Origin of the sequence: Saccharothrix syringae, from assembly GCF_009498035.1 — a bacterium.
In the GTDB taxonomy this organism is placed as follows: domain Bacteria; phylum Actinomycetota; class Actinomycetes; order Mycobacteriales; family Pseudonocardiaceae; genus Actinosynnema; species Actinosynnema syringae.
Window position 1 is genome coordinate 10,474,727 of sequence record NZ_CP034550.1, and the last position, 17,355, is coordinate 10,492,081.

Sequence of the window (17,355 nt, forward strand, 5' to 3'; positions counted from 1 at the left end):
TTAGTACTTCAGCAGGTTGGAATCGTCGACCGAGGCCGAGCGACGCGTCTTGAAGATCGCCATGATGATCGCCAGGCCCACCACGACCTCGGCGGCGGCCACGACCATCACGAAGAACGCCATCACCTGGCCGTCCAGCCCGCCGTTGACGCGGGCGAAGGTGACCAGGCTGAGGTTCACCGCGTTGAGCATCAGCTCCACGCACATGAACACCACGATGGCGTTGCGCCGCACCAGGACGCCGACCGCGCCGATGCTGAACAGCAGCGCGGACAGCAGCAGGTAGTAGGTGGGGGTCACGACGGCTCTCCCTTGAGCGCGCGGGCGTCGGGCTGGGGCCCGGTGCCGGACACCTCCGCGACGTCGTCGTCGAGGCGTTCCCGGGCGGTCGTCTCCACCAGCTCGGACAGCGACTCGGTGGACACCGAGCCGTCCGGCAGCAGGGCGGGCGTGGCCACCGAGTTGGCGGTGGCGAACACGCCGGGACCGGGCAGCGAGCCGGGGCGCGGACCGCGGAAGCGCTCCTCGACCAGCTCGCGCTGGGACTTCTTGGCGTCCTTGCCGGTGCGCGAGGAGAAGGCCAGCACCATCGCGCCGACCGCCGCGGTGATCAGCAGCGCGGAGGTCAGCTCGAACGGGAACAGGTAGTCGGTGAACAGCGCCTGGCCGATGTTGGCCACGTTGCCGCCGTTCTGGGTGTTCTCCTCGACCAGGCCGACCGCGTCCACGTCGGTCAGCGCGCGGGCCAGGGAGCTGACCACCAGGGCGGCGAAGCCGACGCCGAGCACGGCCGCGGCCAGCCGCTGGCCGCGCAGCACCTCGACCACCGAGTCCGAGCTGTCCCGGCCGACCATCATCAGCACGAACAGGAACAGCATCATGATCGCGCCGGTGTAGACGATGATCTGCACGAAGCCGAGGAACGGCGCCTGCTGGACCATGTAGAGCACGCCGAGGCTGAGCATGGTCAGCACCAGCCACAGCGCCGAGTGCACGGCGTTGCGCGCGAAGAGCATGCCCAGCGCGCCCGCGAGGGCGAGCGGGCCCAGCACCCAGAACGCGACCGCCTCGCCGGTGGTGACGGTGTCCACCACCCGCTCGACCGCGTCGGGCTGCTGGAGCAGCAGCAGCGAGGGGGTCACTTCCGCGCCTCCTCGGGTCCGGTCTCGACCGTGGCGCCCTCGGGCACGCCGGCCTTCCGCGCCAGCTCCGGCCCGTTGACGTAGTAGTCCTGCTCGTTCTCGCCCAGCCGCATCGGGTGGGGCGGCTGCTCCATGCCGGGCAGCAGGGGCGCGAGCAGGTCCTCCTTGGTGTAGATCAGCTTCTGGCGGTCGTCGTCGGCCAGCTCGTACTCGTTGGTCATGGTGAGCGAGCGGGTCGGGCACGCCTCGATGCACAGGCCGCAGCCGATGCACCGCAGGTAGTTGATCTGGTAGTCCTTGCCGTAGCGCTCACCGGGCGAGTAGCGCTCGTCGGCGGTGTTGTCGCCGCCCTCGACGAAGATCGCGTCCGCCGGGCAGGCCCACGCGCACAGCTCGCAGCCCACGCACTTCTCCAGCCCGTCCGGGTGCCGGTTGAGCTGGTGGCGGCCGTGGAACCGCGGCGCGGTGACCTTCTTGACCTCGGGGTACTCCTCGGTGACGACCTTCTTGAACATCGTGCCGAAGGTGACGCCGAAGCCCTTCACGGGATCAAAGACGCCCATCGCCGGCCTCCTTTCCCGCCGGGGCGGACTGCTGGGGTGCTGCGTCCGGAGCGGCCGCGGCGACCGCCGCGTGCTCCCTGGGCAGGTCGGCCACCTGGACCTTCCGCCGCGGCGGCGCCTTGGGCACCTGGAGGTCCAGCGGCGGCACGGGGAAGCCGCCGCCGGTGACCGGCACGGCGTTCGGGTCGTGCGGCTCGCGTTTGTCGGGCAGCAGGAACGCCACGAGCAGCACGATCGCCAGGAACGCGCCGATCACGATCAGGCCCGTGGTGGCGTCCAGGCCGCCCTGGGTCTCCCACTCCTGGCGCAGGAAGCGCATGAACGCCACCGCGACGAACCACACCAGCGCGACCGGGACCAGGAACTTCCAGCCCAGCCGCATGAACTGGTCGTAGCGCAGGCGGGGCAGCGTGCCGCGCAGCCAGATGAACAGGAACAGGAACAGCAGCGTCTTGACCACGAACCACAGCAGGCCGAACCAGCCGCTGTTGAGCACGTGGTCGTCGCCGACGAACGGGAACTTCCAGCCGCCCAGGAACAGCGTGGTGGCCAGCGCCGAGACGGTCACCATGTTGACGTACTCGGCGAGGAAGAACAGCGCGAACTTCAGCGAGCTGTACTCGGTGTGGAAGCCGCCGACCAGCTCCGACTCGGCCTCGGGGAGGTCGAACGGCGCCCGGTTGGTCTCGCCGACCATGCTGATCACGTAGATGACGAAGCTGACCGGCAGCACGATGCCGAACCAGCCGGGCAGCGCGCCGCCGAGGATCGGCTGGCTCTGGGCGTTGACGATGTCCGAGGTTGACAGCGAGTGCGAGTGCATGACGACCGCGACGATCGACAGGCCCATCGCGATCTCGTAGGAGATGACCTGCGCGGCCGAGCGCAGCGCGCCCAGCAGCGGGTAGGGCGAGCCGGACGCCCAGCCCGACAGCACGATGCCGTACACGCCGAGCGAGGAGCAGGCCAGCACCACCAGCACGCCGACCGGCAGGTCGACCAGCTGGAGCGCGGTGCGCTCGCCGAAGATCGAGACCTCGCCGCCGAGCGGGATGACCGAGAACGCGACGAACGCGGGGATGCAGGAGATCACCGGCGCCAGGAAGTACACCCACTTGTCGGCCAGGACCGGGCGGATGTCCTCCTTGAACGCCAGCTTCAGGCCGTCGGCCAGCGACTGCAGCCAGCCGCCGGGGCCGACCCGGTTCGGGCCGGGGCGCTGCTGCATCCGGGCGACGACCTTGCGCTCCCAGTTGATCATGAACAGGGTCATCAGGACGAGGAACGCGAAGATGCCCACGACCTTGACGACGATCAGCCAGAGCGGGTCGTCGGCGATCAGTTCTGCGGTGCTCATGCCTTGCCTCCGGTTGAAACCGCCACCACGGCGCCGTGGCCGGCGACCAGGTCGCGCCGCACGCTCACCGCGCCCGAGTTGCCGGGCACCCACACGACGCCGTCGGGCAGGTCCGCGGTCTCGGCGGGCAGCGTGACCGAACCGCGGTCGGTGGACACGGTCACCTCGGCGCCCGGCTCGACGCCCAGGTGCGCCGCGGTCGCGGCGGACATCCTGGCCACCACCGGCCGCGCGGTGCCCGCCAGGTGCGGCTCGCCCTCCTGCAGCGAGCCGTTGTCCAGCAGCTGCCGCCAGGTCGCCAGGATCGCCTGGCCGTCCTTCGGCTGGGTCAGCAGCGGCGCGGGGGCGGTCGGCGCCGAGGCGCTCACCACCGCCGTGCCCAGCCGGGCGAGGTCCGCCGCGGCCGACGCCGGGGTCTGGGTGAACAGGTCCGCGTCCATCTCCACGGCCAGCGTGTCGAGCACCCGGCCGTCCGACAGCGCGCCGGTGCCCTCCAGCGTGGTCCGGAACGCGCGGGGGCGGCCCTCCCAGTTGAGGTAGGTGCCCGACTTCTCCACCGCCGGGGCCACCGGGAGCACCACGTCGGCGAGCGCGGTGACCGCGCTGTGCCGCAGCTCCAGGCTGACCACGAACCCGACGGCCTCCAGCGCGCGCCGCGCCAGCTCCGGGTCCGGCAGGTCGAACGGGTCGACACCGCCCACCACCAGCGCGTCCAGCCCACCGCTCGCGGCGGCGTCCAGGATGCCCGCGGTGTCGCGGCCGGCCACGGCGGGCAGCGAGCCCGCGCCCAGGCCCCAGGCCGCCTCGACCTCGGCGCGGGCCGCCGGGTCGCCGACCAGGCGACGGCCGGGCAGCAGCGTCGGCAGCAGGCCCGCCTCCAGGGCGCCGCGCTCGCCGGCGCGCCGCGGCACCCAGGCCACCCGGGCGCCGGTCCGCTCGGCCAGCGCCGCGACCGCCGAGAACAGGCCCGGCACCTCGGCGGCGCGCTCGCCGACCAGGATCACCGCGCCCGGCCTCGACAGGTCCTCGACCACGTCGGCCGCGTGCTCGGGCAGCGCGTTGAGCGCCGACGGCTCCTGGCCGGGCACGCAGGCCAGCAGCACGCCGTTGGTCTTCTCCACCGCCGGGGTCGTGTACTGGCCCAGGTGGAAGACCTTGGTCCGGTTCTTGCGGCTGGCCTTGCGCAGCCGCAGGAAGACGATCGGCGACTCCTCCTCCGGCTCGAACGCCACCAGCAGCGCGGCCGGCGCGGCCTCGATCGCCGCGTAGGTGACGCCGTCGTCCGGGGCGGTGCCCAGCACCACGCCGGTCAGGAACTCCAGCTCCTCGCCCGAGTGCGGGCGGGCGCGGAAGTCCACGTCGTTGGTGCGCAGCGCGACCCGGGCGAACTTCGAGTACGCGTAGGCGTCCTCGACGGTCAGCCGGCCGCCGGCCAGCACCGCGGCGCCCCTGCCGTCGCGGGCCGCGGCCAGGCCGGCCGCGGCGGCCTGGAGGGCCTCGGTCCAGGACGACTCGCGCAGCTCACCGGTCGCGGCGTCGCGCACCAGCGGGCGGCGGATGCGGTCGTCGGCGGTGGTGTAGCGGAACGCGAAGCGGCCCTTGTCGCAGGTCCACTCCTCGTTGACCTCCGGGTCGTCGCCCGCCAGCCGCCGCTGCACGGTGCCGCGCCGCCAGTCCGAGCGGGTGGCGCAGCCCGAGGCGCAGTGCTCGCACACGCCGGGCGTGGACACCAGGTCGAACGGGCGGGCCCGGAACCGGTATGCGGCGCTGGTCAGCGCGCCCACCGGGCAGATCTGGATGGTGTTGCCGGAGAAGTAGCTCTGGAACGGCTTCTGCTCGGCCACGCCGATCTGCTGCTGCGCGCCGCGCTCCAGCAGCTCGATGAACGGGTCGCCCGCGATCTGCGCGGAGAACCGCGTGCACCGCTGGCACAGCACGCACCGCTCCCGGTCCAGCAGCACCTGCGTGGAGATCGGCAGCGGCTTGGGGAAGGTCCGCTTGTGCTCGTGGAAGCGGGAGTCCGCCCGGCCGTGGGCCATGGCCTGGTTCTGCAGCGGGCACTCGCCGCCCTTGTCGCAGATCGGGCAGTCCAGCGGGTGGTTGATGAGCAGCAGCTCCATCACGCCCTGCTGCGCCTTGTCCGCCACCGGCGAGGACAGCTGCGTCTTGACCACCATGCCGTCGGCGACGGTCATGGTGCAGGAAGCCTGCGGCTTCGGCATCGGCCGGCCGCCCATCTCCACCTCGACCAGGCACTGCCGGCAGGCGCCCGCGGGCTCCAGCAGCGGGTGGTCGCAGAAGCGCGGGATGACCGTGCCCAGCCGCTCGGCCGTGCGGATCAGCAGCTCGCCCTTCGGCGCGACGACCTCCTGGCCGTCGATGACGAGCTTGACGTGCCCCTCGGGCACGACCAGCTCGGTGCTCTTGTCAGGGGCGATCGTCATGCGTGTGCTCCTGCCAGGACCTGGGTCTGATCCTTCTCGGGCGAGTTCCGGTCGCACAACGCCAGGAACTCGTCCTTGAAGTACTTGATGCCGCTGGTGATCGGGCTGACCGCGCCGTCGCCGAGCGCGCAGAACGAGCGGCCCAGGATGTTGTCGCAGACGTCCAGCAGCGTGTCGACGTCGCTCGCGGTGCCCTCGCCGCGCACCATCCGCTGGAGGATCTGGACCAGCCAGTAGGTGCCCTCGCGGCACGGCGTGCACTTGCCGCACGACTCGTGCTTGTAGAACTCCGTCCACTTCATGACGGCCCACGGCACGGACACGGTCTCGTTGAAGACCTGGATGGCCGTGGTGCCCAGCATGGAGCCCGCCTCGGCCGCGCCCTCGAAGTCCAGCGGGACGTCGAGGTGCTCGGCGGTGAACAGCGGGGTGGACGAGCCGCCCGGCGTCCAGAACTTCAGCGGGATGCCGTCCTTCATGCCGCCCGCCAGCTCCAGCAGCTCGCGCAGCGTGGTGCCCATCGGCGCCTCGTACTGGCCGGGGCGCTCGACGTGGCCGGACAGGGAGAAGATCTTCGGCCCGGGCGACCGCTCGCGGCCCATGGTGCGGAACCAGTCCGCGCCGCCGTTGACGATGTAGGGCACGCTGGCGATCGTCTCGACGTTGTTCACCACGGTCGGCGACGCGTACAGGCCGGCGGTCGCCGGGAACGGCGGCTTGAGCCGCGGCTGGCCGCGGCGGCCCTCCAGCGAGTCCAGCAGCGCCGTCTCCTCGCCGCAGATGTAGGCGCCCGCGCCCGCGTGCACCACCACGTCGAGGTCGAAGCCCGAGCCGAGGATGTCCTTGCCCAGGTAGCCCGCCTCGTACGCCTCGCGCACCGCCGCGTGCAGCCGGCGGATCACGTGCAGCACCTCGCCGCGCACGTAGATCGCGGCGAAGTTCGCCCGGATCGCGTACGAGGTGATGACGATCCCCTCGATCAGCGAGTGCGGGTCGGCCATCATCAGCGGGATGTCCTTGCAGGTGCCCGGCTCGCCCTCGTCGGCGTTGATGACGAGGTAGTGCGGCTTGCCGTCGTTCTGCGGGATGAAGCCCCACTTCATGCCGGTGGGGAAGCCCGCGCCGCCGCGGCCGCGCAGCCCGGAGTCCTTGCACTGCTGGATCAGCTGGTCCGGGTGGGCGGTGAGCGCCTTGCGCAGCGCCGTGTAGCCCTCCAGCTGCTCGTAGGTCTTCAGCGTCCACGAGCGCGGCGAGAGCCAGCGCTTCGTCAGGACGGGAGTCAGTTTGTCGACCACGTCAGCCTCCCTGCCTACTTCTTCTCCGGCAGCGGCGGGAACTCCGCGTGCTCCGGCATCGCCGGTGCGGTCCACCCGCGCTCGGCGGCGATCTTGGCCCCGCGCACCGTCTCCGGGGCGGCGGACGGGCCGTCCAGGTCCGCGTCCCGGCCCTCGAAGAACCCGGCGAGCTGGAGCTCGGCCTGGCGGAAGTCGGTGAGCCGGGCACCGCGCGTCGGCTGCGGCTTCTCGCCCGCCTGCAGCGCCTTGACCAGCTCCAGCGCCTTCTCCGGGGTCTGGTTGTCGAAGTACTCGTAGTTGACCTGGAGCACCGGGCCGAGGTCGCAGGCCGCCAGGCACTCGGCGTGCTCCAGGGTGATCGAGCCCGGCGCGCCCGGCTCGCCCGAGGTCTCCTCGTGGCCCAGCGGGCGGCCGTCGGAGCCCAGGTGCTCGCGCAGCCTGGCGTAGATGTCGTCGCCGCCCAGGGCCGCGCACAGCGTGTTGGTGCACACGCTCACCAGGTGCTCGCCGCACGGGCGGCGCTTGTACATGGTGTAGAACGTGGCGACCGCGCTGACCTCGGCGTTGGTCAGGTCGAGCTGGTTCGCGCAGAAGGTGATGCCCGCCTGGCTGACGTGCCCCTCGACCGACTGCACCAGGTGCAGCATGGGCAGCAGCGCGGAGCGGGCCACCGGGTACCGGGCGACGATCGCCCGCGCCTTGTCGACGATGTGGTCGAACGCGCTGGTGTCGACCTCGGTCTCGTTGACCAGGCGCTGCGTCGCCGCCGGGTCCAGCGGGGAAGCCGCGTAGACCTGTTCAGGAGTGCTCATCGGTCACAACCACCCATCACCGGGTCGATAGAGGCCACCGCGGCGATGACGTCGGCGACCATGCCGCCCTCGCACATCGCGGGCATCGACTGGAGGTTCACGAAGCTGGGTTCGCGCACGTGCACGCGCATCGGCCGGGTGCCGCCGTCGGAGACGAGGTGGTAGCCCAGCTCGCCGCGCGGGGACTCGATCGGCACGTACACCTGGCCGGCGGGCACCGCGAAGCCCTCGGTCACCAGCTTGAAGTGGTGGATCAGGGACTCCATGGACTGGCCCATGATCTTGCGCACGTGGTCCAGCGAGTTGCCCATGCCGTCCGCGCCGATGGTCAGCTGGGCGGGCCAGGCGATCTTGGCGTCCTCGACCATGACCGGGCCGGGGACCAGGTTGTCCACGGCCTGGCGGATGATCCGCAGGGACTGGTGGATCTCCTCGACCCGCAGCAGGTAGCGGGCGTAGCAGTCCGCGGCGTTCGACGTGGGCACGTCGAACTCGTAGTTCTCGTAGCCGCAGTAGGGGTCGACCTTGCGCAGGTCCCACGGCAGGCCCGCGGAGCGCAGGATCGGGCCGGTGATGCCCAGCGCGAGGCAGGCGTCCACGGGCAGGTAGCCGACGCCCGCGAGGCGGTTGCGCCAGATCGGCTGGCCGGTGAGCAGCTTGTCGTAGTCGGGCAGGCGGGAGTCCATCAGCTTGATGAACTCCTTGATGCGCTGCTCCGCGCCCTCCGGGAAGTCCTGCGACAGGCCGCCGGGCCGGATGTACGCGTGGTTCATCCGCAGGCCGGTCAGGAACTCCAGCAGGTGCAGGACCTCCTCGCGCTCGCGGAAGCCCGCCGTCATGCCGGTGAGCGCGCCCAGCTCCATGCCGCCGGTGGCCAGCGCCACCAGGTGCGAGGAGATCCGGTTGAGCTCCATGAGGATCACCCGGGCGACCTGGGCGCGCTGCGGCGCGGTGACGCCGAGCAGCTTCTCCACGGCCATGCAGTACGCGGTCTCGTTGTGCAGCGGCGCCAGGTAGTCCATGCGCGTCACGAAGGTGACGCCCTGGGTCCAGTTCCGGTATTCGAGGTTCTTCTCGATGCCGGTGTGCAGGTAGCCGATGACGCTGCGGGCCTGGGTGACGGTCTCGCCCTCCAGCTCCAGCACCAGCCGCAGCACGCCGTGCGTGGACGGGTGCTGCGGGCCCAGGTTCATGACGATGCGCTCTTCGCCCGAGGTCTCGTTGAGCACCTCGTCCCAGTCGCCGCCGGTCACCGTGTAGACGGTGCCCTCGGTCGTCTGGCGCGAACCCGCGTAGGCGTCCGGGTTCGACGTGGTGCGGTTGGCCTCGTACGAGTCGCTGTCGCTGCCCGGCCCGCTGGTGTCGGTGCCGGTCGTGACGTCGGAAAGCCGTTCAGTCATGAGTAGGACCGCCTCTGGTCTGGCGGGGGGATCTCCGCGCCCTTGTACTCCACCGGGATGCCGCCGAGCGGGTAGTCCTTGCGCTGCGGGTGGCCGTCCCAGTCGTCCGGCATGAGGATCCGGGTCAGGCCCGGGTGGCCGTCGTAGACGATGCCGAACATGTCCCAGGTCTCGCGCTCCTGCCAGTCGGCCGTCGGGTAGACCGACACCAGGCTGGGCACGTGCGCGTCGTCCACGTCGACCGCGACCTCCAGCCGGATGCGCCGGCGGTAGGTCATCGACGTGAGGTGGTAGACCGAGTGCAGCCGCTGCGGCACGTCCGCGCCGTAGTCCACGCCGGACACCGAGCTGCACAGCTCGAAGCGCAGCGCCGGGTCGTCGCGCAGGATGCGCGCCACCTCGACCAGGTTCTCCCGGCGCAGGTAGAAGGTGATCTCGCCGCGGTCGACGGTGATCTGCTGGACCGTGTCGGCGGGCAGGCCGCGGTCCCGGATGGCCGCCAGCAGCTCGTCGGCGACCTCGTCGAACCAGCCGCCGTAGGGCCGCTCGGACGGCGGGGCGACGTGGGCGGGCAGCCGCAGGCCGCCGAAGCCGGAGGTGTCGCCGCTGCCGGAGATGCCGAACATGCCCTGCCGCGCGCGGCCCGCCACGACGCCGCCCCGCGCGAGGTACTCCTCGTGCTCGGCCTCGCTCATGCTCGACGAGCTCAGCGCCTCGGGGGTGTTGTCGTGCTGCGGGGTGTCCGCGCCGGGCGTCCGCTCGGCCTCGCCCCTGGCGTTGTTGTCGTCAGCACTCGTCTCGTTTGGCATGCCGCTCACTTCTTCGCAAAGCGCTGGGACGACGGGATCAGCTCGGTCCGGTGGCCCTGCTCGGCCAGCAGCGCGGCCCGCGTCGGCCCCAGCGGTTCGTCCATGATCTTCGCGTGGATCTTGAGGATCGCGTCGATCAGCATCTCCGGCCGCGGCGGGCAGCCCGGCAGGTACATGTCGACCGGCACGACGTGGTCCACGCCCTGCACGATCGCGTAGTTGTTGAACATGCCGCCCGAGGAGGCGCACACGCCCATGGCCAGCACCCAGCGGGGCTCCGGCATCTGGTCGTAGATCTGGCGCAGCACCGGGGCCATCTTGTTGGACAGCCGGCCCGCGACGATCATCAGGTCGGCCTGGCGGGGCGAGGCGCGGAAGACCTCCATGCCGAAGCGCGCGAGGTCGTAGCGCGGGCCGCCGGTGGTCATCATCTCGATGGCGCAGCAGGCCAGGCCGAAGGTGGCGGGCCACAGCGAGGACTTGCGGGTCCAGTTGACCAGCTTCTCGACGCTGGCCAGCAGGATGCCGTTCGGCAGCTTCTCTTCGAGACCCATGGTCTATCCCCTCAGTTCCAGTCGAGGCCGCCGCGACGCCAGACGTAGGCGTACGCGAAGCCGACCGTGGCGACGAACAGCGCGATCTCCACCAGGCCGAACAGGCCGAGCCGGTCCGCGGACACCGCGAACGGGTAGAGGAAGACCATTTCGATGTCGAACAGGATGAACAGCATCGCCGTGAGGTAGTAGGCGACCGGCATCCGGCCGCCGCCGACCACGGGCTGCGGTGACGGTTCGATGCCGCACTCGTAGGCGTCGAGCTTCGCGCGGTTGTAGCGCCGGGGGCCGATGTACGGCGCGGCAGTCACCGAGAACAGCGCGAAGGCCGCGGCGAGGGCGAACATCAATACGAGGGGGAGGTAAGGGTCCAGCACTCTCCGTCGTCCTTTCCTCGCTGTCGCGGTGGTGGTGCACCGCCGACCGTTGCGCACCCTAAGGGGTGTTCTTGCGCCCTCCGGGAGTTAGGCGAACCTAACAATCCGCAGGTCGCTTGTGAAACAGTTCACAAGGCATCACAGCCGGTTGTGAACTGATTCACAAGACCTGAGGGTCAGTGTAGAACGTCACACAGAGGCATGAAACACACCCCCCGCACCGGGTCTGACCTGGTCTTACGCGGCCGAGATCAACAGTTGACGGGCACCGGGGTGAACGGGGACACACCGAATACGAAACAGCGCCGTCCCGGAGGACGGCGCTGGACCGATCAGGTGACGCTTATTAGGCCGTTGGAGCGATTTTCGTGGCCGCCGTGATGAGACGGTCGAACGAGTCGCCGTCCTTGGGGTCGTAGAGCCCCGCCAACAGCTTGAGCACCAGCTTCATCAGGGTCTTGCGGGGCAGCCCGTACTTGGTCGCGGTGCGCATCACCGTCGGGTTGCCGATGAGCTTGCTGAACACGTTGCCCAGCCGGTAGTAGCTGCCCAGGGCCTGCTCGATGCGCACCGGGTAGCCGTGCAGCGCGCGCTCGCGGCTGGGACCCGTGCGGGCCAGCGCCTGCACCACGCTCTCGGCGGCGATCCGGGCCGACTCCATGGCGTAACCGATGCCCTCGCCGTTGAACGGGTTCACCATGCCGCCGGCGTCACCCACCAGGAGCAACCCGTCGCGGTAGTGCGGCTTGCGGTTCAGGCCCATCGGCAGGGCCGCGCCGCCGATGCGGCCGGTGGCGTTCTCCTCGCGGAAGCCCCACTCCTCCGGGGTGCCGTCGAGCCAGCTCCTGAGCAGCGCGCGGTAGTCCGTGGTGCCGTACGCCTTCGACGTGCTCAGGATGCCCAGGCCGACGTTCACCGTGCCGTCGCCCATGCCGAAGATCCAGCCGTAGCCGGGCAGCAGCACGTCGTTGGCGCGGTCCCACAGCTCCAGGTGCGACTCCAGGTAGTCGTCCTTGGTGCGGGGGCTGGCGTAGTAGCGGCGGACGGCCACGCCCATCGGCTTGGCGTCGTCCTTCTGGATGCCCACGGACAGGGCCAGCCGGGCGCTGACGCCGTCGCAGCCCAGCACGATCGGCGCCCGGTAGGTCACCGGCTCCTTGCCGGGGCCCTGCTTGGCGGTCACCCCGACCACGCGGCCGCGCTCCACGACCGCGCCGGTGACGTTGGTCTGCTCGTGCAGGCGGGCGCCGGCCTGGACCGCGGTCTTGGCCAGCATCTCGTCGAAGTCCTGGCGGGGCCGGACCACGCCGTAGGGCGGGAACGTGGCCAGCTCCGGCCAGTCCAGCTCCAGGGTGACGCCGCCGCCGACCACGCGCAGGCCGCGGTTGTGCAGCCAGCCGGCTTCCTCGCGGGTGTCGATGCCCAGGTCGATGAGCTGCTTGACGCCACGCGGCGTCAGGCCGTCACCGCACACCTTCTCCCGGGGGAAGGCGCCCTTCTCCAGCAGCAGCACGTCCAGGCCCGCGCGTGCCAGGTACGTCGCCGCGGTCGAGCCCGCGGGGCCCGCACCGACCACGATGACCTCGGCGTCCTCGCCTGCCCTGCGGCGGCTGGGTGTCGTCATCCCCGCTCCTTGTGCCCGTGTTCACAAAGTCGGGGCCGAGTCTACTTGCGGTTTCCTGAGGGCTTCGTCCCCTTGTGCAGGGCGACCACCCCGCCGGTCAGGTTGAGCCAGGCGACGTCCTCCCAGCCCGCGCGCGCCACGGTCTCGGCGAGCGCCCGCTGGTCGGGCCACGTGCGCATGGACTCGGCCAGGTACTGGTAGGCGGCCGGGTTGGAGGAGACGAACCGGGCCACCACCGGCAGGACCTTGAGCAGGTACCGCATGTAGACGAACCGGAACGGCCGGAACGTCGGCGTGGACACCTCGCACACCACCAGCCGGCCGCCGGGCCGGACCACGCGGCACATCTCGCGCAGCGCGGCCTCGGTGTCGTTGAAGTTGCGCAGCCCGAAGGACACGGTGACCGCGTCGAACGAGTCGTCGGCGAACGGCAGGTGCAGGGCGTCCGCGGCCACCTTCGGCACCGGCCGGTGCGCGCCGCCGAGCAGCATGCCCAGCGAGAAGTCCGCCGCCACGCACCACGCCCCGGACGCCGCGTACTCCACCGTGGACACGGCCGTCCCGGCCGCCAGGTCGAGCACCCTCTCGCCCGGCCGGGCGTCCAGCACCCGCCTGCTCCACTCGCGCCAGCGCCGGTCGAACCCGAGCGTCATGACCGAGTTCGTGCGGTCGTAGCCCTGCGCCACCCCGTCGAACATCTCGGCGACTTCGCGGGGATCCTTGTCAAGACCTGCACGGGACATGGCAGCAGACTAGGTGACGCCCCCACCCCCGGCACCCGCACCACCTCCCCGAACGCAGAACTCACCGGTCCGGAACGTTCGACACGGGGCACCCGAACGTTCGACTCGCGGTGCCGGACCGGAGGACACGCGGGGTGAGAGCGCTTCCACCGCGCGTGTCCTCCACTCGGACACCGCGAGTCGAACGTTCGGGACACTCGTGTCGAACGTTCCGGGCCCCCGAGTTCTACGTCCGGGGGACGCGGAGGGCGGTGAGCATGCCGTCCACGGCGGCCCGCCAGGGGTACTCCTCGGCACGGGCGCGGGCGGCCGAGCGGCGGGTTGGTTCGGGGTCGTCGAGCAGGGCGTTCACGGCGCCGGCGAACGCGGGGGCGTGGTCGGGCACGGCGGCGCCGCAGCCGGGGCGGACGATCTCGCGCAGCGCGCTCGACGCCGAGACCACGACGGGCGTGCCGGAGGCCAGGGCCTCCAGGGCGGCCAGGCCGAAGGTCTCGTGCGGGCCGGGTGCCAGCGAGACGTCGGCGCTGGCCAGCAGGTCCGCCACGTCGTCGCGCCGGTCGACGAAGCCCAGGAACGTGACCGGCAGGCCGGCGGCGCGGCGTTCCAGGGCCTCGCGGCGGGGCCCGTCGCCGGCGATGACCAGGCGGACGCGGTGGCCGGCCGCGTGCAGCTCGGCGGCGGTGTCGACGCTGCGCTCCACGTGCTTCTCCGCCGACAGCCGGCCGCAGTGCACCAGCAGGGCGTCGGCGCCCCGGGCCAGCTCGGCGCGCAGGGACCGGTCGCGGCGGGTCGGGGTGAACGTGCGCAGGTCCACGCCCAGCGGCACGCGGGTCACGTTGCGCGCGCCGATCCGGTCGAACTCCTCGCGCGCGAACTCCGTCGTGCACACCACCGTGTCGTAGGAGGCGGCCATCCGGGCGTTGGCCAGGTCCGCGCCCCGCCGGGCCAGCGGCGCCGGCAGCAGGAACTGCTCCAGCAGCCGGTCCAGCCGCTCGTGCGAGATCACCACGCCCGGCACGCCGCGCGCCGCCGCCCACCGGCCCATGCCGCGCAGGGTCAGCCGGTCGGAGACCTCCAGCCGCTCGGGCCGCAGGTGCTCCAGCAGGTGCCGCACCCGCCACGGGTCGACGGCCCGGTAGCCGCCGGTGCCGGGGATGCGCGGCGCGGGCAGCGTGATCCGCCGCACGCCCGTCGCCGTCCGCTCGTCGGCGCGCGCGGCACCGGGCACGACCAGCACCACGTCGTGCCCCCGCGCCGCGTAGCCGCCGCCGAGGTGGTGCAGGGCGGTGCGCAGGCCACCGGAGCGCGGGCCGTAGAAGTTCGCCAGTTGGACGATCCTCATGCCGCGCGCCGCTCCGGCTCGCCCAGCACGGCCGCGTAGTGCCCCAGCAGCTCGTCGCACACCGCCGCCCACGTCCGCCCGCGCACCCACCGCCGCGCCGCCTGCCCGTACCGCCTGCGGCGCAGCGGGTCGCGCAGCTCGTCCACGGCGCGCCGCAGGTCGTCGTCGGTGTCGAACAGGTAGCCGGTGTCGGGTCGCACCAGGTCGCGCGGCCCGCCCGCGTTCGGCGCGACCACCGGCACGCCGCTGGCCAGCGCCTCCTGCACGGCCTGGCAGAACGTCTCGTGCGGCCCCGTGTGCACGAACACGTCCAGGCTCGCGTAGGCGGCGGCCAGGTCGGTGCCGCCGCGGAACCCGAGGAACGCCGCCCCGGGCAGCTCCCGCCGCAGCCGCGCCTCCTCCGGGCCCCCGCCGACGACGACCAGCCGGACGCCGGGCAGGTCCGCGAGCACCGCGAGCCGGTCGACCCGCTTCTCCGGCGACAGCCTGCCGACGTAGCCGACCAGCAGCTCGCCGTTCGGCGCGAGCTCGGCGCGCAGCGCGTCGTCGCGCCGGGAGGGGCGGAACAGCCCGACGTCGACCCCGCGGCCCCAGCGGTGCACGCGCGGCACGCCGTGCTCCTCCAGCGCCGCCACCGCCCAGCTGGACGGCGCCAGCGTGCGGTCGGCCTGGGCGTGCAGCCGGCGCGTCCACCGCCACGCGGCCCGCGCGGTCAGCCCGAGCCCGTAGTGGCCGGCGAACCCGGCGACGTCGGTCTGGTAGACCGCGACCACGGGCACGCCCAGCCGCCGGGCCGCCGACAGCCCGCGCGCGCCCATCACGAACGGGCTGGCCAGGTGCACCACGTCCGGTCGGAAGTCGTGCAGCGCGGTGAGCACCCGGCGGGTGGGCACGCCCACCGGCAGCGAGCTGAACCGCGGCAGGTCGACCGCCGGGACGCGGACGACCGGCGTGCCCGCGTGCTCGTCCGGGCCCGCGCCGGGGGCCACCACCAGGGCCCGGTGGTGGCGCGCGGTGAGGTGTTCCAGGACGCGCAGGACGGAGTTGGTCACCCCGTTGACCTGGGGCAGGAAGCTTTCCGTGATGATCGCCACGCGCACGCCGATCACCTTGCGGTGCCGAGGACACGGTGGCGTGACAGCTCCGCGAACGGCCGCCGAACTCCTCGCGTCGCGCTTGACGTTGGCCCCGCCTTCACCTGCTGTACGCGTCGCGGTCACTGTCTGCGGTCACACTAGGTCGGCATGACCGTCTTGTCGTCTCGTCCCGCGCAGCCCGTCGATCCCGGCCTGGTGTCGATCGCGCTGGAGATAGCGGGGCGGCTCGCCAACGACGCGTCCGACGTGATCATGGCGACGGCCGGCCGCGGCGCCCGCCCCGACGACGACACCTCGCCGTTCGACTGGGTGACCGACACCGACCGGACCCTGGAGCGGCACACCCGGCGCGTGCTGACCGCGGAGTTCCCGGACATCCCGGTGCTGTGCGAGGACGTGGACGACGACGTGGCGGGCGACGTCGGGTTCCGCTGGGTGGTGGACCCGGTGGACGGCACGGCGAACTACGTGGCCGGGGTGCCGTGGTGCGCCTACAGCCTCGCCCTGGTCGACCGCTGGGGGCCGGTGGTGGGCGTGGTGGCGGACCCGTACCGGGCCCAGATCTACGCGGCGGCGCGCGGGCGCGGGATGCGGGCCAACGGGACGCCGGTGAAGCTGGGCGACCAGGCGGTCAGCTCGATCGTGTGCACGGAGATGACGCGCACGGGGCCGTGGCCGGGGATGGGCGAGTTCATCTCGCGGGCGGCGCTGGCCGGCACGGGGGTCCGGGTCCTGGGGTCGAAGGCGCTGGCGGTGGCGCAGGTGGCGCTGGGCCACGCGGCTGCGGCGGTGCTGCACAGCTACCACGAGTGGGACGTGGCGGGCGCGGTCGCGCTGGCGGTGGAGTCGGGCGCGGTGGTGCTGGACCGGCGGGGCGAGGACGCGCCGCTGCCGGTGGACGGGCTGCTGGTGGCCATGCCCGAGGTGGCCGAAGAGGTGCTGGAGTGGTGGCAGTCGTCGATGAGCCGTTAGGCCGTTTGGCATAGCGCCGCGTTCTGTGTATAGTTGATTTCGCCAGGCCCAATAGGTCCTGGAAGTGAACCCGGTTCACCTTCCGGACGGTGGGTTGCCGGGTTTCGCGCTGTTCAGAGCACTTTCACCCGGTGCACGCCTGCCACCAGGCCCTCGATCCGGCGCCGCCACTCCCCACCCGCGCCGTAGGCCCACGCGATCGCGTCACTCGTCCTAACGCTCGCCCAGGTTGGGCAACTGCTGCTCCAGCACCTCCAGGTGCACCCGCGCCCTCTCCAACGACGGCTGGTCGAACATCTGCAACGCCACCCGCCCCACCTGCTCCTCGAACGCGGTGAAGTCCCGCACCGCCGCGGCCAGCCGGTCCCCCACCGGGTGCGCGCGGTCCGCCTCCAGCGCCCGCGCCAGGTCCGCGATCCGCCGCACGTCCGGCAGCTCGCGCCCGAACTGCTCGGCGATGCGCTCCAACCACTCCCGCGCCGGCGAGGCGGGCACGGTCGCGACCGCCGCGGCCACCCGGCGCACGGACAGCTCGCACCGCGCCACCATCGCGGACCACCGGTCGTTGAGCACCACCGGGGGCGGCGGCATCGGCGGGGGGAGCACGGGTGGCGGGCGGCGGCGGACCGCGCCGACCACCACGCCGATCAGGGTGCCGGGGATGCCGCCGAACAGCGTGCCCATGATCGTCGCGGCGATGAACCCGGCGACGACCTGCGCACCCTCCCGGTCCCCCGGCGCGGCGAACCCCACCAGGAACAGCGCCGTCATCAGCGTGGTGCCGAGGAGCAGTCCCCAGAGAGCCGATCGTCCCATGGGACCAA

The 17,355-nt window shown here is 72.1% G+C and carries 17 protein-coding genes; 1 reads left to right on the forward strand and 16 read right to left on the reverse strand.

The features are described from left to right. The 15 genes from nuoK to EKG83_RS44500 form a co-directional block, all read right to left on the reverse strand. A complete protein-coding gene (gene nuoK, locus EKG83_RS44430; RefSeq protein ID WP_033428525.1) occupies window positions 1–300 on the reverse strand; it encodes an NADH-quinone oxidoreductase subunit NuoK in 300 nt (99 codons plus the stop codon). Then, window positions 297–1,142, reverse strand: a complete 846-nt coding sequence (locus tag EKG83_RS44435) for an NADH-quinone oxidoreductase subunit J (RefSeq protein WP_407690749.1) — start codon at window positions 1,140–1,142, stop codon at window positions 297–299. Before EKG83_RS44435 ends, nuoK begins: the two co-directional genes overlap by 4 nt. Beyond that, window positions 1,139–1,705, reverse strand: coding sequence for an NADH-quinone oxidoreductase subunit NuoI (nuoI, locus tag EKG83_RS44440; protein ID WP_033428524.1), 567 nt, complete (start codon window positions 1,703–1,705; stop codon window positions 1,139–1,141). The genes EKG83_RS44435 and nuoI overlap by 4 nt, the downstream gene beginning before the upstream one ends. After that, window positions 1,692–3,062, reverse strand: a complete 1,371-nt coding sequence (gene nuoH / locus EKG83_RS44445; RefSeq protein WP_033428523.1) for an NADH-quinone oxidoreductase subunit NuoH — start codon at window positions 3,060–3,062, stop codon at window positions 1,692–1,694. The genes nuoI and nuoH overlap by 14 nt, the downstream gene beginning before the upstream one ends. Further along, entirely contained in the window at window positions 3,059–5,506 is a 2,448-nt protein-coding gene (locus EKG83_RS44450) for an NADH-quinone oxidoreductase subunit G (RefSeq protein ID WP_033428522.1), read from the reverse strand. The genes nuoH and EKG83_RS44450 overlap by 4 nt, the downstream gene beginning before the upstream one ends. Continuing rightward, entirely contained in the window at window positions 5,503–6,801 is a 1,299-nt protein-coding gene (gene nuoF, locus EKG83_RS44455) for an NADH-quinone oxidoreductase subunit NuoF (protein ID WP_033428521.1), read from the reverse strand. The genes EKG83_RS44450 and nuoF overlap by 4 nt, the downstream gene beginning before the upstream one ends. Window positions 6,802–6,815: 14 nt before the next feature. After that, entirely contained in the window at window positions 6,816–7,613 is a 798-nt protein-coding gene (gene nuoE / locus EKG83_RS44460; RefSeq protein ID WP_084716046.1) for an NADH-quinone oxidoreductase subunit NuoE, read from the reverse strand. After that, complete coding sequence (locus EKG83_RS44465; protein ID WP_033428520.1) at window positions 7,610–9,013, reverse strand: NADH-quinone oxidoreductase subunit D; 1,404 nt, start codon at window positions 9,011–9,013, stop codon at window positions 7,610–7,612. The genes nuoE and EKG83_RS44465 overlap by 4 nt, the downstream gene beginning before the upstream one ends. Next, window positions 9,010–9,708, reverse strand: a complete 699-nt coding sequence (locus EKG83_RS44470) for an NADH-quinone oxidoreductase subunit C (RefSeq protein ID WP_084716084.1) — start codon at window positions 9,706–9,708, stop codon at window positions 9,010–9,012. The genes EKG83_RS44465 and EKG83_RS44470 overlap by 4 nt, the downstream gene beginning before the upstream one ends. Window positions 9,709–9,827: 119 nt before the next feature. Next, window positions 9,828–10,376, reverse strand: coding sequence for a NuoB/complex I 20 kDa subunit family protein (locus EKG83_RS44475; protein WP_033428519.1), 549 nt, complete (start codon window positions 10,374–10,376; stop codon window positions 9,828–9,830). A gap of 11 nt (window positions 10,377–10,387) precedes the next feature. Next, on the reverse strand, window positions 10,388–10,753 hold the full coding sequence (locus EKG83_RS44480; RefSeq protein WP_033428518.1) for an NADH-quinone oxidoreductase subunit A: 366 nt from the start codon (window positions 10,751–10,753) through the stop codon (window positions 10,388–10,390). A gap of 346 nt (window positions 10,754–11,099) precedes the next feature. Next, window positions 11,100–12,377 (reverse strand): geranylgeranyl reductase family protein, encoded by a 1,278-nt coding sequence (locus EKG83_RS44485; protein WP_033428517.1) that lies wholly within the window; start codon window positions 12,375–12,377, stop codon window positions 11,100–11,102. A 41-nt stretch (window positions 12,378–12,418) separates the two neighbouring features. After that, a complete protein-coding gene (locus EKG83_RS44490) occupies window positions 12,419–13,120 on the reverse strand; it encodes a demethylmenaquinone methyltransferase (protein WP_033428516.1) in 702 nt (233 codons plus the stop codon). A 226-nt stretch (window positions 13,121–13,346) separates the two neighbouring features. Continuing rightward, window positions 13,347–14,462 carry a glycosyltransferase gene (locus tag EKG83_RS44495; protein WP_033428515.1) on the reverse strand — a complete coding sequence of 372 codons (1,116 nt, stop codon included), beginning with the start codon at window positions 14,460–14,462 and terminating at the stop codon, window positions 13,347–13,349. Then, window positions 14,459–15,562 (reverse strand): glycosyltransferase family 4 protein, encoded by a 1,104-nt coding sequence (locus EKG83_RS44500; protein WP_211268998.1) that lies wholly within the window; start codon window positions 15,560–15,562, stop codon window positions 14,459–14,461. Before EKG83_RS44500 ends, EKG83_RS44495 begins: the two co-directional genes overlap by 4 nt. A gap of 144 nt (window positions 15,563–15,706) precedes the next feature. On the opposite strand from EKG83_RS44500, the gene EKG83_RS44505 reads away from it, so the two are divergent. Beyond that, window positions 15,707–16,531 carry an inositol monophosphatase family protein gene (locus EKG83_RS44505; RefSeq protein WP_033428514.1) on the forward strand — a complete coding sequence of 275 codons (825 nt, stop codon included), beginning with the start codon at window positions 15,707–15,709 and terminating at the stop codon, window positions 16,529–16,531. Window positions 16,532–16,744: 213 nt separating this feature from the next. On the opposite strand, the gene EKG83_RS44510 is transcribed toward EKG83_RS44505, so the two are convergent. After that, window positions 16,745–17,347: a hypothetical protein gene (locus EKG83_RS44510; RefSeq protein WP_153278812.1), complete on the reverse strand. Its 603-nt coding sequence runs from the start codon at window positions 17,345–17,347 to the stop codon at window positions 16,745–16,747. Window positions 17,348–17,355: the final 8 nt, after the last annotated feature.

Excerpts from the sequence above, each read along its gene's own strand:
- EKG83_RS44470 (WP_084716084.1), bottom strand. The coding sequence starts at position 9,708 with ATGAGCGAGGCCGAGCACGAGGAGTACCTCGCGCGGGGCGGCGTCGTG.
- EKG83_RS44475 (WP_033428519.1), bottom strand. The coding sequence starts at position 10,376 with ATGGGTCTCGAAGAGAAGCTGCCGAACGGCATCCTGCTGGCCAGCGTC.
- nuoE (WP_084716046.1), bottom strand. The coding sequence starts at position 7,613 with ATGAGCACTCCTGAACAGGTCTACGCGGCTTCCCCGCTGGACCCGGCG.
- nuoH (WP_033428523.1), bottom strand. The coding sequence starts at position 3,062 with ATGAGCACCGCAGAACTGATCGCCGACGACCCGCTCTGGCTGATCGTC.
- EKG83_RS44450 (WP_033428522.1), bottom strand. The coding sequence starts at position 5,506 with ATGACGATCGCCCCTGACAAGAGCACCGAGCTGGTCGTGCCCGAGGGG.
- EKG83_RS44465 (WP_033428520.1), bottom strand. The coding sequence starts at position 9,013 with ATGACTGAACGGCTTTCCGACGTCACGACCGGCACCGACACCAGCGGG.
- nuoI (WP_033428524.1), bottom strand. The coding sequence starts at position 1,705 with ATGGGCGTCTTTGATCCCGTGAAGGGCTTCGGCGTCACCTTCGGCACG.
- EKG83_RS44495 (WP_033428515.1), bottom strand. The coding sequence starts at position 14,462 with ATGAGGATCGTCCAACTGGCGAACTTCTACGGCCCGCGCTCCGGTGGC.
- EKG83_RS44505 (WP_033428514.1), top strand. The coding sequence starts at position 15,707 with ATGACCGTCTTGTCGTCTCGTCCCGCGCAGCCCGTCGATCCCGGCCTG.
- EKG83_RS44510 (WP_153278812.1), bottom strand. The coding sequence starts at position 17,347 with ATGGGACGATCGGCTCTCTGGGGACTGCTCCTCGGCACCACGCTGATG.
- EKG83_RS44490 (WP_033428516.1), bottom strand. The coding sequence starts at position 13,120 with ATGTCCCGTGCAGGTCTTGACAAGGATCCCCGCGAAGTCGCCGAGATG.
- EKG83_RS44485 (WP_033428517.1), bottom strand. The coding sequence starts at position 12,377 with ATGACGACACCCAGCCGCCGCAGGGCAGGCGAGGACGCCGAGGTCATC.